This window comes from Nevskia sp., assembly GCF_021732705.1.
GTDB lineage: Bacteria > Pseudomonadota > Gammaproteobacteria > Nevskiales > Nevskiaceae > Nevskia.
The window spans coordinates 46343-66845 of sequence record NZ_JAKFUM010000019.1 but is presented as its reverse complement, the minus strand read 5'-3'; the positions used below and the strand labels follow the sequence as shown (position 1 = coordinate 66845).

Here is a 20503-nt window from a genome sequence, read left to right as displayed (position 1 = left end):
TTCACCGGCAACAGTTTCGAGAGATGCAGATCAACAGGCTTGTAGCGCGCCATGGAAGCCTCCGGGAAGTCTCCATTCAGCAGCGTGATTCATGCCATTTCTGCGGTTTTTCTACAGCCTCAACGCCCAAGTTCAGCTGACCGTGCGAGCTTCTTCGCACGGGACGGCTGCAACGCCTGGTTAGAGCGCAACTTCAGCGAACCCGGCGGCAACGACGGTGATGTTATCTCCGGACTGCATCTTGAAAACATAACTGTGCTCTTCATTGGCTGTTTCCAAGATACTGCTTGACGGACCCCACGGCTCGGCATGTTCAATGTGAACCTGACTGACCTGACTAAACTCGAGGCAGACTGTTCGTGGCTCAGTTTGGTAAACAGGCGTAACAAAGCACCTGCACAGCTTTTTTTTCCACAGCAATTCGATACGCTCAAGAGTTGCATCATGTAGATGAATCACCGTACTCCCGTGCCAATTCATTCTGCGCTTTAACGCTCAGGTTAAGCTGCGCGGCGAAGCCGCGTCGGCTTGCACCGTTGGTTGGGCACCAGCGCGCAGACGTGCGTACTCCTGCTTGGCGTCATCATCAACCACGACGGAGGCTGACTCCGCAGGATGGACATTGGTGCCCCGCTGCTTTACACCAGACACCCAAAACTCCTCATGTGTCTCTGCGTCCATGAAGTTGTCTCGTATCCCTCTGCCACCGATGGCAGTGAGTGAGCGGCCCTTGTAGTAGATGGTGCGCCCAGACTTTGAGAAGGCGACCCAGCCGATTCTGGCGTGCGTGCCCTCAAGTAACCCCTCTTTGTTCTCGATGTACATGACGCGACTCACCTGGCCGCGAGTGAGCTGATTCACTTTCATGGTGCCCAACGCCCGGGTCCACCCGCGGATTTGCCGCAGCGCAGCGGAGGCAAATACGTCGGGTGGAACACCTTGTTGGGCGCGCTCACACGAACACCACTTGGTTTTCATCTTCTGCGTTTGTGAGCCGCAGTCGGCCTCCGCCAGAGAACTCAATGACCAACTCGCGTACCGAAGCGTCGGGATCTGTAAAGACAACGCTGACAATGACCTGCCCCAGAAGTGGCGTTGCCTCTATGACGCTTGTGAGTTGATAAGTGCTCGCTTCTTGTTGAGGAATGCTGTCTGGCTGCCGTGTGGAACACCAGAAAAAGACACCTGCATCAAAGAAAAAGCGTAGCCACCTATCTGCTGCGACCTGAACAAAGAGCACGTTCCATAGCGCGGAAAGCTCACCCTGATACCAATGCTCCTGCCGCAGCAGAGCGTGGCACCTAGCGCCCGTTGCTTCACTTGCGAATGTGGCTTCAGCTGACATGCTTCAAGACGCCCAACGCGTGAATTAAGCCGCGCCGCGTAGCGGCGTCGGCTTGAATGAATTGTTAGCCCCCGACTGCATTGAACTCGCTGGCCGCAAACACTGGAACATGATTGAGTGCGCCCATAAGAAGCACATAGAGGTTGACCTTGGCGCCAGCCGGAACCTCTTGGCCGAATGGCGCTACAAGCTGCTGCTGGATGGGCAGCCAATACGTGAAAGAGCCCTGACGGATCTCGATTTCATGCTGGAACATCTCATGGTAAGCAGCCGGATGGCCCATGGTCTTGACCCATTTCTCAATGTAAGTCTTGACGCCAGGGGAAACAACGCGCGTGTTGCCAGTGAAGACCACAACGGCGTGGTACTTGGCATGAGCCGCATCAAACCAGTAGTTGGCGCGCGGGTCGAAGTCCATGCCGGCCGCGACGTCAGCTAGTTGCGCGGTCTTGTAAGTGCCGTAGTCAAAGTCGCCGCCAGACGATGGCTGCGCAATGATCAGAACGAGAAATAGCGGGAGTGCTCGCATAGGGGGCTAACGCCTAGCTTAAGCCGACCGCGCGAGCTTTTTCGCGCGGGTCGGCTTAAAGCGCTGGTTGGGCAGCACTACGCCGGAACTCTGCACTGAACTCAGCAGAACGGACTGATGCATGAGCGGCACTGCTTGATGTGACATGGACACTGGCTCCTTGTGACCAAACCGCAAAGTTACCGAACCAAAAGCTCCGACGGTGACCCGGCACAAACAACATTGAAGGATGCTACCAACCTACAGCTGCACACTAAGAACTCACCCAAGAACACAACGCGTCAAAGTGCCGCTCACCACTCAAAGAAACTACTGTTTCAGTGCCGCCCAACGCCAGCGTTAAGCCGCCGGCCGCGCCGGAGCGAAGCGGAGGCGAGGACGGTCGGCTTGAACAGCTTGTTGGGCGACACTAGCGCTGCACATTGCGGTTTTCCTCAGGATTGAATGGAGGTACACGAAATAGCAGGACGCCGAGCCCGGCAACAACTAGAGGCAATACAACAGCGACAAGCCGCATGACCATATCCGTGCTTGGCGCGCCTTCTACATTGACGGTACCGTCAGGCATAAGGGATGTCCCGTTGATAATGGCGACTGTGATGCCGCCAGCCAGGAATGCCAGCGCCACAACTCGGCGGACGAGGAAGTTGAAGACGCGCCAATAGAGACTCATGTTTCTGGTGTCGCCCAACGCCAATTAGCTACAACTTTGTCGGATAACACCGTTCCTACGAAGTTAGGCGTCATTCTGTCGGATAACCCGTTATGAGCAGTCGGAGATTGGTCGCGGTGCAATCGATCGCCAGATGATAAGCCGATAGATCGCGTGCTGGTTCTTGAAGGCAAATAAAAAAGCCGCCCAATCTTTCGATCGAGCGGCTTTTTCAAGCTACGGTGGCGCGAAGCGATCAGTGAATGATCGCGTTCAACTCGCCCTTGCTGTAACGGGCGGCCATCTTGTCGAGGTGGAGGACCTTGATCTTCGAGGCCTTGCCGGAGCTTTCGAAGGCGTCGAAGCGCAGCTGGCAGATATCCTTGGCGGCGGCGGTGGCGGCCTTCAGGAAGGCGCGCGGGTCGAACTCTTCCGGTTTGTCACCCATGACCTTGCGGATGGCGCCGGTCATAGCCAGACGGATGTCGGTGTCGATGTTGATCTTGCGGACACCGTGCTTGATGCCCTGACGGATTTCCTCGACGGGCACGCCGTAGGTTTCCTTGATGTTGCCGCCGTACTGGCGAATGATCGCCAGCCATTCCTGCGGCACGCTGGACGAGCCGTGCATCACGAGATGGGTGTTCGGAATGCGGGCGTTGATTTCCTTGATCCGGCCGATGGCGAGGATGTCGCCGGTCGGCGGACGCGTGAACTTGTAGGCGCCGTGGCTGGTGCCGATGGCGATGGCCAGGGCGTCGACCTGAGTCGCGGCGACGAACTGGGCGGCTTCGTTCGGATCGGTCAGCAGCTGCGAGTGGTCGAGCTTGCCTTCGGCACCGACGCCGTCTTCTTCACCGGCCATGCCGGACTCGAGCGAGCCGAGGCAGCCGAGTTCGCCTTCGACCGACACGCCGACGGCGTGCGCCATCTCGACGACCTTGGCCGTGACGCGGACGTTGTAGTCGTATTCGGCCGGGGTCTTCTGATCTTCCTTCAGCGACCCGTCCATCATCACCGACGAGAAGCCCGAGCGGATCGACGCCTGGCACGAGGCCGGGCTGGCGCCGTGGTCCTGGTGCATGCAGACCGGGATGTGCGGGTAGGACTCGATCGCCGCTTCGATCAGGTGACGCAGGAACGGTTCGCCGGCGTACTTGCGGGCGCCGGCGGAGGCCTGAAGGATCACGGGGCTGTCGCAGGCATCGGCGGCCTGCATGATCGCGGAGACCTGCTCCATGTTGTTGACGTTGAAGGCCGGCAGGCCGTAGCCGTGCTCGGCAGCGTGGTCCAGCAATTGGCGCAGGGAAATCAGTGCCATATCGGAATTCTCTTTTTAAGGGTGAGGGCCGGACCGGAGTCCGTCTGCAAGATTAACTGACGAACGGTCCGACCCGGAACAGGCATGGGCAACCTCGCTCAGGGTGTCGATGATCCGATCGGCCCCGGCTTCCTCGACGGGGTGCCCGCCGTTGTAGCCATACGGCACCATCCAGACCGGCACGCCGGCATTGCGCGCGCACGCGACGTCGATCGATGAATCGCCGACCATCAAGGTCCGCGAAAGCTGCGTGCCGAAGCGATCCACCGCGTACAGGATCGGCGCGGCGTCCGGCTTTTTCTTCGGCAGGGTATCGCCGCAGACCAGCAGATCGATCAGGCCCGGCAGCGGACCACCGGCCAGCAGCTGTTCGACGAACCGCGTTTCCTTGTTCGACACGATGGCGCACTTGACGCCGGCGGCGCGCAGCGCGGTCAGGGTCGACACGGTGTCGGCGAACGGCTGGCTTTGCGGGGCCAGCTGCTCGTAGTGATGCTCGAAGCGGGCGAGGGCGGCATCGATGTCCGCCTCGCGCTTCGCCGCCGACGTGTCGGCGGGCGCAACCGTGTCGTACGCCTTGGCGATCGTCTGCCGAACGCCGTGGCCGATGAAGAAGCGGACGCCGGCGATGTCGACCGGCGGCAGTCCCTGTTCGGCGATCGCCAGACTGACGGCGGCGCCGATCTCCGGCGCGGTTTCGAGCAGGGTGCCGTCGAGATCGAACAGCACCGCATCGAACGGGCGGTCTGCGGTCGTGAGCGTGCTCATCAGTTGGTCGACAGTTCGATCGCCGGTGTCGACACATGCGCCTCGATCACTGCCTGCGCCGCCTTGACGATGTGGGCGCAGGTGATGCCGAAGTATTCGTACAGCGCCGGCGCCGGCGCCGATTCGCCGAAACTCGACATACCGACGAAGGCGCCTTCGGTGCCGATGTACTTCCACCACGAATCCGAGGTCGCGGCTTCGACGGCGACTCGCGGCGTGCCCTTCGGCAGCACCGAGGCGCGGTAGACGGCGTCCTGACGATCGAAGACATTGGTCGACGGCATCGACACGACACGGGCGCCGATGCCGAGGGCGGCGAGCTGGGTCTGCGCGGCGATGGCCAGCGACACTTCCGAGCCGGTGGCGATCACGATCACGTTCAGCGGCAGTTCCGATTCGCTGAGCACGTAGCCGCCGCGGGCGATCAGATCGGCCGAGGCATCGGTCGACTTCTGCTGCGGCAGGTTCTGGCGCGACAGCAGCAGTGCCGCCGGCCCTTCATGACGTTCGACGGCCGCCTTCCAGGCCACCGCCGTTTCCAGTGCGTCGGCCGGACGCCAGACATCGAGGTTCGGGATGCAGCGCAGGGCGGCGGCATGCTCGACCGGCTGGTGGGTCGGGCCGTCTTCGCCGAGGCCGATCGAGTCGTGCGTCAGCACGTAGATCACGCGCTGCTTCATCAGCGCGCTCATGCGCATGCCGTTGCGCATGTAGTCGGAGAACACGGCGAAGGTGCCGCCGTACGGAATGAAACCGCCGTGCAGCGCGACGCCGTTCATGATCGCGGCCATGCCGAATTCACGCACGCCGTAGCTGACGTAGTTGCCGACCGCGCCGACGTTGTGGAACGAGGCGCTGGCCTTCGCCGCCGTCAGGTTCGAGCCGGTGAGATCGGCCGAGCCGCCGAGCAGTTCCGGCACCTGCGGCACCAGCGTTTCGAGCGCGACCTGCGACGACTTGCGGGTGGCCACGGCAGCCGTGACGCTGCGCGCGCCGGCGATCAGATCCTGCGCGGTCTTGAGCCAGGTCTTCGGCAGATGGCCGGACTGGGTGCGCTTGAACTCGTCGGCCTCAAGCGGGTACTTGGCGGCATAGGCCGCGAACAGCGCGTTCCAGGCCGCTTCCTTCGCGGCACCGGCCGGGCGGGCGTCCCAGGCAGCGCGAATGTCGTCCGGAATCTCGAACGGACCATATTCCCAGCCGAGCGCCGCGCGGGTGGCGGCAACTTCGGCCGCACCAAGCGCCGCACCATGAACTTCTTCGGTGCCGACCTTGTTCGGCGAGCCCCAGCCGATCTGGGTGCGGGCGATGATCAGCGTCGGCTTGTCGCTTTGTGCGAGCGCTTCCTGCGTGGCGGCGGCGATGGCGGCCACGTCATGGCCGTCGATTGGGCCGACCACATGCCAGCCATAGGCCTTGAAGCGGGCGGCAGTGTCGTCGCGGAACCAGCCTTCGACGTGGCCATCGATCGAGATGCCGTTGTCGTCGTAGTACGCCACCAGCTTGTTCAGGCCGAACACCCCGGCCAGCGAGCAGGCTTCGTGGCTGATGCCTTCCATCAGGCACCCGTCGCCAAGGAAGACGAAGGTGCGGTGATCGACGATGTTGAAGCCGTCCTTGTTGTAGCGGGCGGCGAGCAGCTTTTCCGCCAGGGCCAGACCGACGGCGTTGGCGACGCCCTGACCGAGTGGACCGGTCGTGGTTTCCACGCCCGGGGTGATGCCGAATTCGGGATGGCCGGCGGTCTTCGAGTGCAACTGCCGGAATTTCTTCAGTTCCTCGATCGGCAGGTCGTAGCCGGACAGGTTCAGCGTGGCGTAGTGCAGCATCGAACCGTGGCCGTTGGAGACGACGAAGCGATCACGGTCCGGCCACTTCGGGTTCGACGGGTTGTGCTTGTAGTAGTCGCGCCAGAGCACCTCGGCCAGGTCCGCCATGCCCATCGGCATGCCCGGGTGGCCGGACTTCGCGGCTTCGACGCCATCAATGGCTAGGAATCGGATGGCGTTGGCAAGCCGGCGGCGCTGCGCCGCGTTAAGCGTCTGGGTCATGGTGTCGGTCGGGTCGAAGGCGAGGGCGCGTCAGGCGCGGCGTTTCTTGTCCATCAGACGCAGGATCATCGGCGTGAAGATCATCTGCATCGCAAGACTCATTTTGCCACCGGGACAGACGATGTTGTTCGGCCGGGTCATCATCGAGCCGTGCAGCATGCTCAGCAGGTACTGGAAGTCGATGCCCTTCGGATCGGCGAAGCGGATCACCAGCATCGATTCGTCGGCCGTCGGAATATCCCGCGCAATGAACGGGTTGGACGTGTCCACCGTCGGCACGCGCTGGAAGTTCACATGGGTGCGCGAGAACTGCGGACACAGGTGGTTGATGTAGTCCGGCATGCGGCGAAGGATGGTGTCGACCACCGCTTCCTGCGAGTAACCGCGCATGTTCTGGTCGCGGTGCAGCTTCTGGATCCACTCCAGGTTGATGATCGGCACCACGCCGACCAGCAGATCGACCGCGGCCGCGACGTTGTGCTTCTCGTCGGCATAGCCACCGTGCAGACCTTCGTAGAACATCAGGTCGGTGTTCTCCGGCAGGTCGTGCCAGTCGGTGAACGTGCCCGGGTCCTGCTTGTACGGGGCGGCTTCCTCGGCATCGTGCAGGTAGCGCCGGACCTTGCCGGTGCCGGTCTTGCCGTAGCCGCGGAACAGGGCCTCGAGCTCCGGAATCAGGTTCGCTTCCGGCCCGAAATGGCTGAAATGGGTATTGCCGGCCGCCTCCTCTTCCTTGAGCTTGGCCCGCATCGACAGGCGGTCGTAGCGATGGAAGGAATCGCCTTCGACCACGGCGGGCTTGAGCTTTTCGCGCCGGAAGATGTGCTGGAACGCCTTCATCACCGTGGTGGTGCCGGCGCCCGACGAACCGGTCACCGCGATGACCGGATGCTTGATCGACATGGCTGCTCTCCTCGTGGCGGTCGACCCGGGTGATGCGGGCCGCCGCAGCTGTTTTATCGGCGTATCAGATGGCTTCGGAACGGTACAGCGAGCGATTGCTGAACAGCGGCGAGATGTAGGGCTGATCGACGCCGGAATCGAATTCGGCGTGGTAGCGCTCGATGCGCTCGACCTCGTTCTTCGAGCCGAAGATCACGGCCACGCGCTGGTGCGGCGATTCCGCCGGCAGGTCGAGGATCGGACCGCGGCCGTGGCTGGAAGCGCCGCCCGCCTGCTCGATGATGAAGCTGACCGGATTGGCTTCGTACAGCAGTCGCAGCCGACCCGGCTTCTTCGGATCCTTGGTGTCGCGCGGGTACAGGAACACGCCGCCGCGCATCAGGATGCGATGGACATCGGCCACCATCGACGCGATCCAGCGCATGTTGAAGTCGCGGCCGCGAATGCCGGTCTTGCCGGCCTTGCATTCCTCGACGTAGCGCGAGACCGGGGGCTCCCAGAAGCGCTCGTTCGAGGTGTTGATCGCGAATTCGCCGGTATCGACCGGGATCCGCAGGTTTTCGTGGGTCAGGATGAAATTGCCGATTTCGCGATCGAGCGTGAAGGCATGGGTGCCCTTGCCGACGGTCAGCACCAGCATCGTGGCCGGGCCGTAGATGGCGTAGCCGGCAGCCACCTGGCGGCGACCGACCTGCAGGAAATCGTCGATCGTCGGCTCGCTGTCCTTGTCGTGCAGCAGCACCGAAAAGATGGTGCCGACCGAGACATTGACATCGATGTTCGACGAGCCGTCGAGCGGGTCAAAGTTCAGCAGGTAGCGGCCGCGCTTGAACTCCGACGGAATCCGGATCGGGTCCTCGTTCTCCTCGGAAATCATGCCGGCCAGCGTGCCGCCCCATTCGCAGGCGTCGATCAGGGCATCGTTCGACAGCACGTCGAGCTTCTTCTGGACCTCGCCCTGGACGTTCGTGGTCTCGATCGCGCCGTGAAAGCCGCCGAGGGCGCCCTTGGCGGTCATCGCCGCGATCGACTTCATCGCGGCCGCCACGTCCACCAGCAGGCCGGCGAGCTGTCCGTTGTCGTCAACTTCATGCAACTGCTCGATCAGGAACTTCGAGAGGGTCGTTCGTCCAAGTTGCATGGCAGGGGCCTTCAGGTCGAGGTGGCGGAGTCGGGCGTATCGAACACGCGGGACGCGAGGATATCGGACGCGGCGAGGGTGCTGAGATCTTCCGCCGTGACATTGCGGGTGTCGGTGCCGATTCCGGCAAACAGCCGATTGGCCTGACGCAGCCGGGCGCGGTCCAGCGCGTTGCGCACCGAACGGGCGTTGGCGAAGTTCGGCTGCTGCAGACGACGGCCGATATAGTCGCCCATCGCCACTTCCGCTTCGGCATCGAACCGGTAATTCATCTGATGCACCATCTTGCCCGCGATCGACACCAGCTCCGGCTGCGTGTAATCGGGGAAGTCGATGTGTTGCGCGATACGGGATGACATGCCGGGATTGGACGAGAAGAAAGTGTCCATCCGGTTCTTGTAGCCCGCGAGGATCACGACCAGATCATCGCGATTGTTCTCCATCACCTGCAACAGGATTTCGATCGATTCCTGACCGTAGTCGCGCTCGTTCTCGGGCCGATACAGGTAGTAGGCCTCGTCGATGAACAACACGCCGCCCATCGCCTTCTTCAGCACTTCCTTGGTCTTGGGCGCGGTGTGGCCGATGTACTGCCCCACCAGATCATCGCGCGTCACCGACACGACGTGGCCCTTCCGCACGTAGCCGAGGCGATGAAGGATTTCCGCCATCCGCAGGGCCACGGTGGTCTTGCCGGTGCCCGGGTTGCCGGTGAAGCACATGTGCAGGCTCGGCGGCGAGGCCTCGAGCCCGAGCTGCTTTCTGGCACGCGTCACGGCCAGATAAGCCGCGATCTCGCGGATTCGGCGCTTGACCGGCGCCAGACCCACCAGTTCGCGGTCCACCTGTTCCAGCACGGCCGTGACGTTCGACTCGCGAACGATGGCCTGGAGGTCTACGGTCTTCACATCGTCCACGGCAGCCTCCTTCAATCTCGATAAAAAGCCGCGGCCCGGACCAACTCCGGGCCACGGATGCGGCGGAAAATCAGTAGCGTTCGCCTTCCGGCTTGTCGGTGGCGTACGAGTGGACCGTGTAGCGGATCGAGCGGTTGTCCACTTCCTGACGGACGAGCCCGAAACCCGGTTCCTTCGCGGGACGGTTGACGATGTACGACATCGTCGGGGATTCGACGCCGCGCGTGGCATCGAACGCCGTGACCCGGATGTAGTGGCTCGGGAACGTCTTCCGGCAGCTGTTGATCTCCATCAGGATCCCGGCCGGGTCGCGAAGGTCGAACAATGGGTTGCCGAACATCTCCCAGTAGGTGTTGCGCGGATGCGGGTCGTCCGTGTACTCGATGCCGATCGCCCAGCCCTTCTTCAGCGCGTACTCGAGCTGGGCGGTGATCTGGGTATCGGTCAGGTCGGGCAGGAACGAGAACTGTCCCTGGGTCACTCGCTGATTGCTGTTGGTCATCATGGTCGTGGACTCCGGCTGTAGGGGCGGTTCAGACGCTGGCGGTGGCGGTCGGCGCGTAGTCCGCGGTGTCGGTGGATTCGTAGTTGAAGGTGACATCGCCCCAGACATCGAGCGCCTGCTTCAGCGGCGTGCACCACTTGGCGGCGTCGCGCAGGATCTGCGGACCCTCGTTCCAGATGTCGCGGCCTTCGTTGCGGGCCAGCACCATCGCCTCGAGTGCCACGCGGTTGGCCGTCGCACCCGCCTGGATGCCCTGCGGATGGCCGATCGTGCCGCCGCCGAACTGCAGCACCACGTCGTCGCCGAGGTAGGTCAGCAGCTGGTGCATCTGGCCGGCATGGATGCCGCCCGAGGCCACCGGCATCACCTTGTTCAGGCTCGCCCAGTCCTGCTCGAAGAACAGGCCGGTTTCGAGGCTCTGCGGGGTGTGCGTTTCGCGCAGCGTGTCGTAGAAGCCCTTGATCATCAGCGGATCGCCTTCGAGCTTGCCGACGACGGTACCGGCATGGATGTGATCGACACCGGCCATGCGCATCCACTTGCAGATCACGCGGAAATTCATGCCGTGGTTCTTCTGGCGCGAGTACGTGGAATTTCCGGCACGGTGCAAGTGCAGGATCATGTCGTTCTTGCGCGCCCACACCGCCATCGTCTGGATCGCGGTGTAGCCGATCACGAGGTCGATCATGATGATGATGGAGCCCAGGCTCTTCGCGAACTCGGCCCGGGCGATCATCTCGTCCATCGTGCCGGCGGTGACGTTCAGGTAGTGGCCCTTCACTTCACCGGTCGCGGCCGAGGCGCGGTTCACGGCTTCCATGCAGTACAGGAAGCGGTCGCGCCAGTGCATGAACGGCTGCGAGTTGATGTTCTCGTCGTCCTTCACGAAGTCCAAACCGCCCTTCAGCGCTTCATAGACCACGCGACCATAGTTGCGACCCGACAGGCCGAGCTTCGGCTTGGTCGTGGCGCCGAGCAGCGGCCGGCCGAACTTGTCGAGGCGCTCGCGCTCCACGACGATGCCGGTGGCCGGACCCTGGAAGGTCTTGAGGTAGGCAACCGGAATGCGCATGTCTTCGAGACGCAGCGCCTTCACCGCCTTGAAGCCGAACACGTTGCCGATGATCGAGGCCGTCATGTTCGCGATCGAGCCCGGCTCGAACAGGTCGAGGTCATACGCGATGTAGGCGAAGTACTGCTGTTCGGTCTTGGTGCCCGGGCCGGTGTTCGGCACCGGATCGACGCGATAGGCCTTGGCGCGATACAGCTCGCAGGCGGTCAGGCGATCGGTCCAGACCACGGTCCAGGTCGCGGTCGACGATTCGCCGGCAACGGCGGCGGCGCACTCATCGGCCGGCACACCTTCCTGAGGCGTGATGCGGAACAGCGCGATCAGATCGGTATCCTTCGGCACATAGTCGGGCTGCCAGTAGCCCATCTGCTTGTACTTGAGCACGCCGGAGGCATAACGCTTCTTGCCATCGGTGATCTGTTTGTCGTCGCTGGTCATTGCATCGTTGCTCATCGCGGCATCCTCTTGAACGTGGCTACTGATGGGGGCTGTGCATCGCCGATAAACCTTAAGCGCGTCGTGAGATAAGGTAAATTCACGATATCTGCATCGTCGAATAAGGATTTCTGATGCTCAACGTCAGCCTCCGGCAGCTCCGCACCTTCGTGGTCGCCGCTCGTCACCTGAACTTCGCCCGTGCAGCGGAGGAACTGCATCTGACCGCGCCGGCCGTCTCGATGCAGATCCGCGATCTGGAAACGGCCGTCGGCCTGCCGGTGCTCGAACGCAGCGGCCGCACGATGAGCCTGACCACGACCGGCGAATACCTGCTGGTCTACGCCCGGCGCGTGATCGCGACGATGAAGGAAGCCGAGGACACCATCGCCCGGCTGCGCGGCGTGCAGGTCGGGCGGATCACCATCGGCATGGTCGGCACGGCGCAGTACTTCGTGCCGCGGATGCTGGCGCAGTTCCGCAAGCACTACCCGGGCATCGAGGTGCGGCTGACGGTTGGCAATCGCGATCAGCTCGATCGGCAGCTGCATGATCGCGAGATCGATCTGGCGATCATGGGCCGCCCGCCGCGCGAGCTGGACGTGCGTTCCGAAGCATTCGCGGCCAATCCGCTCGCCGTGATTGCCGGCGCCGATCACCCGCTGGTCAACGAGCGCCGCATCCTGCCGGCGCGTCTGGACCGCGAGCTGTTCATCGTGCGCGAAAGCGGCTCGGGCACGCGCACGGCGATGGAGGCTTTCTTCCGCGAGCAGCGCATCGCGCCGCCGGCGATCATGGAGATGTCCAGCAACGAGACGATCAAGCAGGCGGTGATCGCCAACATGGGGCTGACCTTGCTGTCGCTGCACACGCTGGGCCTGGAGCTGCAGGCGGGCCAGCTGGTGATGCTCGATGTCAACGGCCTGCCGCTGCAGCGCGCGTGGCACGTGGTCAACCTGGGCTCGCTGAGCCTGTCGCCGGCGGCGAACGCGTTCCGGACCTTCGTGCTGGAACGCGGCGAGCGGCTGCTGCATTCGATGTTCGGGCTCGCGCGCTGACGCGCACGCGGCGGCGCGCTGCGTCAGCGGAACTCGGCGTCTTCAAGCTGCCGGTACAGGTACTGCACGTTCTGCGGGTGCAGCAGCGCGTACTGCTGCCAGTCGGCAAACGCCGGCAGCGTCACCGCGGCGGAGGCTTCCAGCAGGCTCGCACCGCGTTGGTACTCGGCGCGGACGGCGGCGTCGATCGCGCGCAGGTAGCGCTGCATGTCGTCGATCTGGCGGACATCGCCCACGGGACCGAAGCCCGGCACGATCCGCTTCAGCGGCAGCGTGCGCAGCGCGTCGAGTGCCGCGATCCAGGCATCGATGTGGGCATCGCGCAGACTCGGAATGCGTTGGCTGACAATCAGCCCGCCCGCGAACAGGGTGCCGCTGGCGCGATCGAACACGGCCAGCGTGCCGGGGGTGGTCGCGGCGCTGGCATCGATCAGCAGCAGCGAACGGCCGCCGAGGTCGATCTCGCGATCCAGCGCCACCGCCTGATCCGGCGCAATCAGCGTCGTGCCCTTCATCAGGCCGCCGGGCAGCAGCTCGCGCAGGTGCGTGAGGCAGTTTTCGCAGCGCTGCTGCATCAGCCGCGCGGCCGCCGGATGGGCCATGACCTTCACTCCGTGCTCGCGAAACGCGCCGGCCCCAAACAGGAATTCCTGGATCGGCTGCGTGATCAGCAATGCCTCGATCGGCCGATCGGTGGCGGCTTTCCAGGCCTGATGCAACCGTTCGCCGTGGGCATGCGACACGCCGCTGTCGATCGCCAGCGCCGCACGCGTTCCGATGACGAGACCGCTGTTTGCGATCTCGCCGCGATTGGCGGGTGTGATGGCGTCATGGCTGCCGAGATCGACGACGATGCCCGGGGCCAGCGTGCGCACATCCGCCTGCACGCCCAGGCTTGTGCTCGCCAGCGTCACGGCTGCGGAGAGCGCCGACAGCTGTGCCAGCTTCATCGGATATCGAAGTGCCGAGCCGGCCCTACGCAGCAGCGCGATCATCGGCCGCGTCGCGATTGAAAGCCTAGGCACTCGCCGTATCATCGCGCGGCGCGCCGGTGCCCGACGTGTTCGCCGGCGGCACAGTCACGTGTCCCCATCTTTGCGGAGTAGCCCTTGAACGCGCCCTTGATCCGCCGTCTGCTCGCAAGCTGGCTGCTGCTCGTTGCTGCGCCGCTCGCGGCCGACGACAGCGATCTGAAAACGATCGCGATCCTCGATTTCGAGCTGATCGACGACCAGCGCGAAGCCGCGCCGGATACCGTGATCACGCCGCAACTGCCGGAGATCAACCGCCAGCTGCGGGCGGCCATCGCGGAGGCCGGGCTGTATCGCGTGGTCGATCTCGCACCCGCGGCCACGCTCATCGCCGAACTGAAGTCGACGCAGGATTTCCTCGGCTGCAACGGCTGCTCGACCGATGTCGCGAAGCGGCTGGGCAGTGATCGCGTGATGGTCACGTGGATCCACAAGGTCAGCAATCTGGGCGTGAACCTCAACCTGCAGATCGAGGACGGCCGGACCGGCGAACGCGTGCTCAATAAATCGGTCGAGCTGCGCGGCGCCGATCCGCAGTCCTTCGCCCGTGGCATTCGCTATCTCGTGCGCAGCATGATCGACAAGGGCCAGGGCAACCGCTGAGCGCGGGCCTGACCTGGCCGTTGACCGTCGACCGTCAGCGACTCATCAGTTTGCCGCCACGGCATCCGGCTTGACGACGACATCGCCGTTGAACGTCAGATCCTTGGTGTCGACCACTTCCGCGTGCAGGTCGCCTTCGCCGGTCGGCAGGAAGTAGAAGCGGAAGTTCGGGTTCTCGCTGATCGAGAAGTTGACGTCCGCCGTCATCACCGGCTTGCCGGCATAGCTGACGTTGATCTTGCGAACGAAGTAGGCCGGTTCGTACAGGCGCGTGACCTGATCCAGCACCAGCCCCGATGCATTCGGATGACTGACGGCCAGCTGCGCGAGCGCCGGCTTGCCGGCCTCGATCGGGCCGTCGGTGCGCAGCTTGATCTTGCCGGCGTTGCGCAGCGCTTCCTTCGGGTCCTTGCCGGCGGGCGCCGAGCAGCCGCCGGAGGCTTTCACGAAGCGCGAAGCCATGTGCAGCGAGCCGTCGTTCAGTTCGGCAACCGCACGCACGTCGCTGTACTGCTCGATGCGGATGCGGGTCTCGATGTCGGCGCGACCGCTGTTCGGCGTCATCTCGAACGTGGCGGCCAGCGGCGAGGGATTGTTGTCGACGAGCAGGTAGAGTTTCTTGATGTAGCGATCGGGCGATTGCACGAGCTTGGTGTGGATGCCGATCGGCACGGTGGCGGCGTCTTCGGCGCGGCTTGGCGCCACCAGTTCGACGATATCCGCGGCACTGTCGTTGATCGGGCGGGTGCCGAACAGGCTGACCCGCATGCCCGGCCAGACGGCCGTTGGCGAAGCCTCTGGCGCTTCCGCGGCTGCTGCTGCCATCGGCAGCATCGTGGCCGCGGCCAGGCAGATCATGCTCAGGAAACGCGCCGGCGCGGCACCGACATTCCACTTCTTCGACATGTTCTCTACTCCCACTCCAGCTCGGTATAGGCCGCCGTCAGATTCCGGCGGTGGTAATCATCGAACAGTATCCAGTGCGCGCGCTCGTCCGAATCGGAATCGGAGTCGACGGCCGCTTGCAGTGTACGCCCCATTTCGACTGCACTGCGCATTTTGGTAATAACGTCATTCAAATAATTCTTTTCTGAATCGAAGGCTGTTTCGAATGGACGGTTGATCGGTCCATGTCCGGGAATCAGATGTGCCGGTTTCAGCGCGCGCAGCCGCTCGATCACCTTGACCCAGCCGAGGACCTTGCCGTCGATCACCGGAATCCGGTCGACGAACAGCAGATCTCCGGTCCACAGCGTGGCGGTCTGTTCGTCGAACACGGTGATGTCGTGATCGGTATGCGCGGTCGGCCATGCCTGGACACGAATCGTGCGACCACCGAGGTCGAGCTGCAGCGTGTCATCGGCCGCGACGACGCGGCTCGGTACCACGATGTCGCTGCCGTCGGCGACATCGCCCACGGTCTGTGCGAGACGGCTCTGGTAGGCGCCGCGCCGCGCCGCCAGGGCCGCGGGAAAGCTCGCATGTGCCACGAACTCCGCGCCGCTGTCCTTGAACGCCGAGTCACCGAACGCGTGATCGGGATGAACGTGCGTGTTGATCACGTAGCAGATCGGCAGTCGGCTGGTCTGGCGGATTGCCATCAACAAGTCCCGGCCGATGGCCGCCGTGCCGCCGGTATCGATCACCGCAGTGCAGCGCTTGCCGACGATGAAGCCGATGTTGGCGATGTCGCCGCCGTTTTCAGGGCTGCTTTCAGCCTGCTGGCCACGATGCACATGGATGCCGTCGGCGGCTTGCTCGAGCGCGAAGCGCCCGGCCGCGTGGGCCGGCAGACCCGCCAGCACGCAGGTCATCATGACGATGAGCGCGCGGCTGGCCATGGTCATCGGCGTGTCAGTTCACGAAGCAGGCTTTCTTCGACTTGCCGAGCGCTTCCTTGAACTGATCGGCGAGGCTCTTGGCGACACGCTCGTTGCGGATGACCTGACCGCGCTCGCCGGCAATCGACGACGCGTAGAACGCCGTCGACGCCTCGACGTAATCCTCGTAGTTCAGCTCGTTGGCAATCTTGTCGATGATGCAGGAGCACTTGTAGAGCATTTCCTGCGCCGGCTTGTCGGCGTGCTCGCGCTGACACATGTGGACATATTCGATCCGGTCGACGGTCGGGTAGTCGTAGGTGCTGGCCGCGGCGGCAGGGCCGGAGATCAGGGCCGTGGCGGCAACTGCAGCGGCAGTGATCAGCGCCGCGCGGATGGTGGATGCGTGCATGGAGGCGATCTCTCGATAGGGAAACTGGATTCGGGTCGGTACTGGACGTGCGACACGGATCAGTCGCTGCAGCACCGGGATGAAGCGCTCTGGATGCCGTGGAACGCGCCGTTACTTGCGCTCGCCCGGGCTGCTGGCGTCGCCGCCCGCGGGCGCTGCGACCAGCGGCACGCCGTACTCGGTGAGGATGGCATCGATCTTCGACTGGTTCTTCGCGATCAGGTCTTCGATGGTCTGCTTCCAGGCTTTCTCGCCATAGCGCACGCCCATCGCGATCTCGAAGTCGAACTTGACGTTCTTCTCGGACTGCATCGGCAGCACCAGCAGCTGCGCGTCCGGGTAGCGCCGCGCGTAGTAGCCGGCGATCGGGCCCCAGATGATCACGGCATCGATCTTTCCGGCGATCAGGTCCTGCTCGATGATCTGGCCGGAGTTCTTCTCCGGATCGGCCACCAGCGCCTGATAGGGCACACCGAGATCGATCAGGCCGCGCTTGGCCAGCCAGTCAGCCGCCGGCGACTTGTCGATGACGCCGATCTTGAGCTTCGCCAGCTTCTCCTGCGGCAAGGCCAGGAACTGCTCGATGCTGGTGATGCCGGCCAGCGACTTCGACTTCGAGAACACCATTGCGAAGGTCGAACGGTAATACGGGCTGGTGACATTGACCCCGCCGCCGAAGCCGACCGGCAGATCCATGATCAGATCGCAGGGATAGTCGTCACCGGGCAGCTTGAAGCGCAGCGTGTTGCGCACGAAATTGAAGCGGGCGGGGTAGTCGTAGGCCTGCAGCGGCAGCTTCAGCTCGTCGGCGAACAACTGCGCGATCTTGTCCTCGAAGCCTTCGCCTTTCGCGTTCTGGAACGGCAGGTTGTTCGGATCACGGCAGATGCGCAGCGCCTTGCGCGGCTCGTCGGCCCCCGGCGATGTCTCGGCGTGAACGGCGGATGCCAAGACCATCGCCAGCAGCGCGATCAGCCAGTACAGCCGCAGCAGGCTGCGACGCGAGGATGGCGCTGCGAATGCGATCACGGCGGCATGGCCGCCAGAAACCTGAGTATTCATCGACGTTCCGTGCTCTTCCGACCCACGGGCCTGCCGGATGGCAGACCTGATGATGTATGCGTCATGCCATCGAGGGCACGATCGTTGAAGCCTGCCTGCAACTCGGTGCCGTTGTTCGTGGCATCGCCTCGAGGTCGATGCGAACCACGAAAACGGCTGCGGCAGACAGCCGTCTCGACGTTTGGCGATCGATCGAGACGGCCGTGGAACGCCCTTACTGCGGAATCTGGGTGACGCGGGCGATCGTGATCTTGCCTTCCGAGCGGCCCTTCAGATAGGCGTACAGGCCGTCCATGTTGTTCATCACGGTCGGGTTCGCGCTCCAGTTCGGCATGCCCTTGGCGAGGCGGCCCTCGGTGATCGTGGTGACGAACTCGGCCTTGGTCATCACCTTGAGCGATTCGGTCAGTGCCGGACCGACGGCGCCTTCCTGATTCGCGCCGTGGCACTGCGCACAGTTGGCGGCGCGCCAGGCCTTGAATCCGCCATAGGTCTTGGCATCGACCTGCGATCCCTCGACGACGGTGTAGAGCGGCGCGTCTTCGGCTGAGGCGCTCATCGAAAAGCCTCCGGCGAGTGCCGCGGCGGTGCACAGTGACATCAGAAAACGGTGCTGCATGTTGAAACCCTCCAGATAGTAGTGATGCGTAGCCGGTATGCGCTGCAGGCGCTGAACCTGACCTTAACTTCTCGCAGTGCGGCCGCAGTACGGGCACGCGCACCGCATGAACGGTGTCGCGTGCCGCGTCAACGGCTCTTGTCGCGTCCGTGCCGGACGACGTCTTCGATGCTGCGTCAAACCGCGCCGAGCGTGCTCGCGTGATGCACGAGGTGGTCCGCGACGAAGGTCTGAATGAACCAGTACGAATGGTCGTAATCGGCATGCAGGCGCAGGGTCAATCGCTGACCCGACGCTCGCGCCGCGACATCCAGCGCTTCCGGCTTCAGTTCCCGGTTCAGGAAATTGTCCGCCAGTCCTTGATCGACCAACAGCAGCCCCGGATAGGGATTTTTCCTGATCAGCAGGCTCGCGTCGTACTGCTCCCATGTGGACTCGTCGGAGCCCAGATAGTTTCCGAACGCCTTCTTGCCCCACGGCACCGCGACCGGATTCGAGATCGGCGCGAAGGCCGACACCGAATGCCAGCGCGTCGGATTGCGCAGCGCCGTCACCAGCGCGCCGTGACCGCCCATCGAGTGACCGAAGATGCCGCGCTTGCCCGCGATCACCGGGAAGTTCGCCTCGATCAGCGCCGGCAGTTCCTCGTTGATGTACGAACCCATGCGGTAGTTCGTCCTCCACGGGTCCTGCGTGGCGTCCAGATAGAAACCGGCCGCGAGCCCGAAATCCCAGCTGTCGGCTTCACCGGGCAGGTTCAGGCCGCGCGGGCTGGTGTCGCAGGCGATCAGCGCGATGCCGAGTTCGGCCGCCACGCGTTGCGCGCCGGCCTTGATCAGGAAGGTTTCTTCGGTGCAGGTCAGGCCGGCGAGGTAGTACAGCGCCGGCACCTTGCGATGCGCAGCCTGCGGCGGCAGGTAGACGCCGAACTTCATCGGCGTGCCGGTCTCCTTCGAGGCATGGGTGTAGAAGCCCATGCGGCCGCCGAAGCAGGCCTGGTCGCTGCGCTTTTCGAGTGCTCCCGACATCAGTAGAGCACCACGCCGCGGATCGATTCACCGCGCGCCATCAGGTCGAAGCCGTCGTTGATCTTTTCCAGCGGCATCGTGTGCGTGATCAGGTCGTCGATGTTCAGCTTGCCATCCATGTACCAGTCGACGATGCGCGGCACGTCGGTACGGCCCTTCGCACCACCGAAGGCGGAGCCGATCCAGCGACGGCCGGTGACCAGCTGGAACGGACGGGTGGAGATTTCCGCACCGGCCGGCGCCACGCCGATGATCGTCGACATGCCCCAGCCCTTGTGGCAGCACTCCAGCGCCTGGCGCATCAGCTTGACGTTGCCGGTGCATTCGAACGTGTGATCGGCACCGCCCTTGGTCAGCTCGACCAGATGGGCGACGAGATCGCCCTGGACTTCTTTCGGGTTGACGAAGTGGGTCATGCCGAACTTGCGGGCCATGGCTTCGCGGCCCGGGTTGATGTCGATGCCGACGATCATGTTGGCACCGACCATCTTCAGGCCCTGGATGACGTTCAGGCCGATGCCCCCCAAGCCGAACACCACGCAGTTGGTGCCGTACTCGACCTTGGCCGTGAACAGCACCGCGCCGATGCCGGTGGTGACGCCGCAGCCGATGTAGCAGATCTTGTCGAACGGGGCGTCTTCGCGAACCTTGGCGACGGCGATTTCCGGCAGCACCGTGTAGTTGGCGAACGTCGAGCAGCCCATGTAGTGCAGCACCGGCTTGCCCTGGAAGCTGAAGCGGCTGCTGCCGTCGGGCATCAGGCCACGGCCCTGGGTGGCGCGGATGCGCTGGCAGAGATTGGTCTTGCCGGACAGGCAGTAGTCGCACTCGCGGCATTCCGGCGTGTACAGCGGGATCACGTGGTCACCCTTCTTGACGCTGGTGACGCCGGCACCGACGTCGACGACGATGCCGGCCCCCTCGTGGCCGAGGATCACCGGGAACATGCCTTCCGGATCGTCGCCGGACAGCGTGAATTTATCGGTGTGGCAAAGGCCGGTGGCCTTGACCTCGACCAGCACTTCGCCGGCGCGCGGGCCATCAAGCTGCACGGTTTCGATCGACAACGGCTTGCCGGCTTCGAAGGCAACGGCGGCGCGTACATCCATGGTCTTGCTCCTGTTCTGTTGTGCTTTGTGGGGTTGGGGTCAAGCCCCGATGGTTCGGTACTGCCGGAACTGCTGTCAGGGCACGATCGGGCTTCGACGCCGGGCGCGGTTCGATGGATGCC

General features: G+C 63.6%; 22 protein-coding genes. 2 read left to right on the top strand and 20 right to left on the bottom strand.

Annotation, left to right across the window (positions count from 1 at the left end):
- Nucleotides 1–495: 495 nt before the first annotated feature.
- The 12 genes from QZ951_RS18580 to QZ951_RS18525 form a co-directional block, all read right to left on the bottom strand.
- Entirely contained in the window at nucleotides 496–825 is a 330-nt protein-coding gene (locus QZ951_RS18580) for a hypothetical protein (RefSeq protein WP_293003336.1), read from the bottom strand.
- Nucleotides 826–952: 127 nt separating this feature from the next.
- Nucleotides 953–1345: a hypothetical protein gene (locus tag QZ951_RS18575; RefSeq protein WP_293003334.1), complete on the bottom strand. Its 393-nt coding sequence runs from the start codon at nucleotides 1343–1345 to the stop codon at nucleotides 953–955.
- A gap of 64 nt (nucleotides 1346–1409) precedes the next feature.
- The gene (locus QZ951_RS18570) at nucleotides 1410–1874 is read right to left on the bottom strand and encodes a hypothetical protein (protein ID WP_293003332.1); all 465 of its coding nucleotides are present in this window, start codon (nucleotides 1872–1874) and stop codon (nucleotides 1410–1412) included.
- A gap of 409 nt (nucleotides 1875–2283) precedes the next feature.
- The gene (locus QZ951_RS18565) at nucleotides 2284–2547 is read right to left on the bottom strand and encodes a hypothetical protein (protein ID WP_293003330.1); all 264 of its coding nucleotides are present in this window, start codon (nucleotides 2545–2547) and stop codon (nucleotides 2284–2286) included.
- A gap of 235 nt (nucleotides 2548–2782) precedes the next feature.
- The gene (gene fba, locus QZ951_RS18560; RefSeq protein WP_293003328.1) at nucleotides 2783–3847 is read right to left on the bottom strand and encodes a class II fructose-bisphosphate aldolase; all 1065 of its coding nucleotides are present in this window, start codon (nucleotides 3845–3847) and stop codon (nucleotides 2783–2785) included.
- Between the two features lie 15 nt (nucleotides 3848–3862).
- A complete protein-coding gene (locus QZ951_RS18555; RefSeq protein WP_293003326.1) occupies nucleotides 3863–4615 on the bottom strand; it encodes an HAD-IA family hydrolase in 753 nt (250 codons plus the stop codon).
- Complete coding sequence (gene tkt / locus QZ951_RS18550) at nucleotides 4615–6666, bottom strand: transketolase (protein ID WP_293003324.1); 2052 nt, start codon at nucleotides 6664–6666, stop codon at nucleotides 4615–4617. Before tkt ends, QZ951_RS18555 begins: the two co-directional genes overlap by 1 nt.
- A 30-nt stretch (nucleotides 6667–6696) precedes the next feature.
- Entirely contained in the window at nucleotides 6697–7569 is an 873-nt protein-coding gene (locus tag QZ951_RS18545) for a phosphoribulokinase (RefSeq protein ID WP_293003322.1), read from the bottom strand.
- Between the two features lie 64 nt (nucleotides 7570–7633).
- Nucleotides 7634–8710, bottom strand: a complete 1077-nt coding sequence (locus tag QZ951_RS18540) for a class 1 fructose-bisphosphatase (RefSeq protein WP_293003320.1) — start codon at nucleotides 8708–8710, stop codon at nucleotides 7634–7636.
- Nucleotides 8711–8721: 11 nt separating this feature from the next.
- Nucleotides 8722–9627 (bottom strand): CbbX protein, encoded by a 906-nt coding sequence (cbbX, locus tag QZ951_RS18535; protein WP_293003318.1) that lies wholly within the window; start codon nucleotides 9625–9627, stop codon nucleotides 8722–8724.
- A 70-nt stretch (nucleotides 9628–9697) separates the two neighbouring features.
- Entirely contained in the window at nucleotides 9698–10132 is a 435-nt protein-coding gene (locus QZ951_RS18530; protein ID WP_293003317.1) for a ribulose bisphosphate carboxylase small subunit, read from the bottom strand.
- Between the two features lie 28 nt (nucleotides 10133–10160).
- Complete coding sequence (locus QZ951_RS18525; RefSeq protein ID WP_366943985.1) at nucleotides 10161–11642, bottom strand: ribulose-bisphosphate carboxylase large subunit; 1482 nt, start codon at nucleotides 11640–11642, stop codon at nucleotides 10161–10163.
- A gap of 131 nt (nucleotides 11643–11773) precedes the next feature.
- On the opposite strand from QZ951_RS18525, the gene QZ951_RS18520 reads away from it, so the two are divergent.
- Complete coding sequence (locus QZ951_RS18520) at nucleotides 11774–12697, top strand: LysR family transcriptional regulator (protein ID WP_293003313.1); 924 nt, start codon at nucleotides 11774–11776, stop codon at nucleotides 12695–12697.
- Nucleotides 12698–12720: 23 nt separating this feature from the next.
- Here QZ951_RS18520 and QZ951_RS18515 read toward each other — a convergent pair whose 3' ends face one another.
- Nucleotides 12721–13647, bottom strand: coding sequence for an MBL fold metallo-hydrolase (locus QZ951_RS18515; protein WP_293003311.1), 927 nt, complete (start codon nucleotides 13645–13647; stop codon nucleotides 12721–12723).
- Nucleotides 13648–13806: 159 nt separating this feature from the next.
- Here QZ951_RS18515 and QZ951_RS18510 point away from each other — a divergent pair, with 159 nt between their 5' ends.
- Nucleotides 13807–14331 carry a DUF3280 domain-containing protein gene (locus QZ951_RS18510; RefSeq protein ID WP_293003309.1) on the top strand — a complete coding sequence of 175 codons (525 nt, stop codon included), beginning with the start codon at nucleotides 13807–13809 and terminating at the stop codon, nucleotides 14329–14331.
- Between the two features lie 45 nt (nucleotides 14332–14376).
- Here QZ951_RS18510 and QZ951_RS18505 read toward each other — a convergent pair whose 3' ends face one another.
- From QZ951_RS18505 to QZ951_RS18475, 7 genes are all read right to left on the bottom strand, one after another.
- Nucleotides 14377–15237 carry a quinoprotein dehydrogenase-associated SoxYZ-like carrier gene (locus tag QZ951_RS18505; protein WP_293003307.1) on the bottom strand — a complete coding sequence of 287 codons (861 nt, stop codon included), beginning with the start codon at nucleotides 15235–15237 and terminating at the stop codon, nucleotides 14377–14379.
- Nucleotides 15238–15242: 5 nt separating this feature from the next.
- Nucleotides 15243–16178: a quinoprotein relay system zinc metallohydrolase 2 gene (locus tag QZ951_RS18500; RefSeq protein WP_293003305.1), complete on the bottom strand. Its 936-nt coding sequence runs from the start codon at nucleotides 16176–16178 to the stop codon at nucleotides 15243–15245.
- A gap of 7 nt (nucleotides 16179–16185) precedes the next feature.
- A complete protein-coding gene (locus tag QZ951_RS18495) occupies nucleotides 16186–16563 on the bottom strand; it encodes a hypothetical protein (protein WP_293003303.1) in 378 nt (125 codons plus the stop codon).
- A gap of 111 nt (nucleotides 16564–16674) precedes the next feature.
- On the bottom strand, nucleotides 16675–17625 hold the full coding sequence (locus tag QZ951_RS18490) for a quinoprotein dehydrogenase-associated putative ABC transporter substrate-binding protein (RefSeq protein WP_293003301.1): 951 nt from the start codon (nucleotides 17623–17625) through the stop codon (nucleotides 16675–16677).
- Between the two features lie 214 nt (nucleotides 17626–17839).
- Nucleotides 17840–18184, bottom strand: a complete 345-nt coding sequence (locus QZ951_RS18485) for a cytochrome c (RefSeq protein ID WP_293003299.1) — start codon at nucleotides 18182–18184, stop codon at nucleotides 17840–17842.
- A 236-nt stretch (nucleotides 18185–18420) separates the two neighbouring features.
- Complete coding sequence (gene fghA, locus QZ951_RS18480) at nucleotides 18421–19272, bottom strand: S-formylglutathione hydrolase (RefSeq protein WP_293003297.1); 852 nt, start codon at nucleotides 19270–19272, stop codon at nucleotides 18421–18423.
- Nucleotides 19272–20381, bottom strand: coding sequence for an S-(hydroxymethyl)glutathione dehydrogenase/class III alcohol dehydrogenase (locus QZ951_RS18475; RefSeq protein ID WP_293003295.1), 1110 nt, complete (start codon nucleotides 20379–20381; stop codon nucleotides 19272–19274). Before QZ951_RS18475 ends, fghA begins: the two co-directional genes overlap by 1 nt.
- Between the last annotated feature and the right edge of the window lie 122 nt (nucleotides 20382–20503).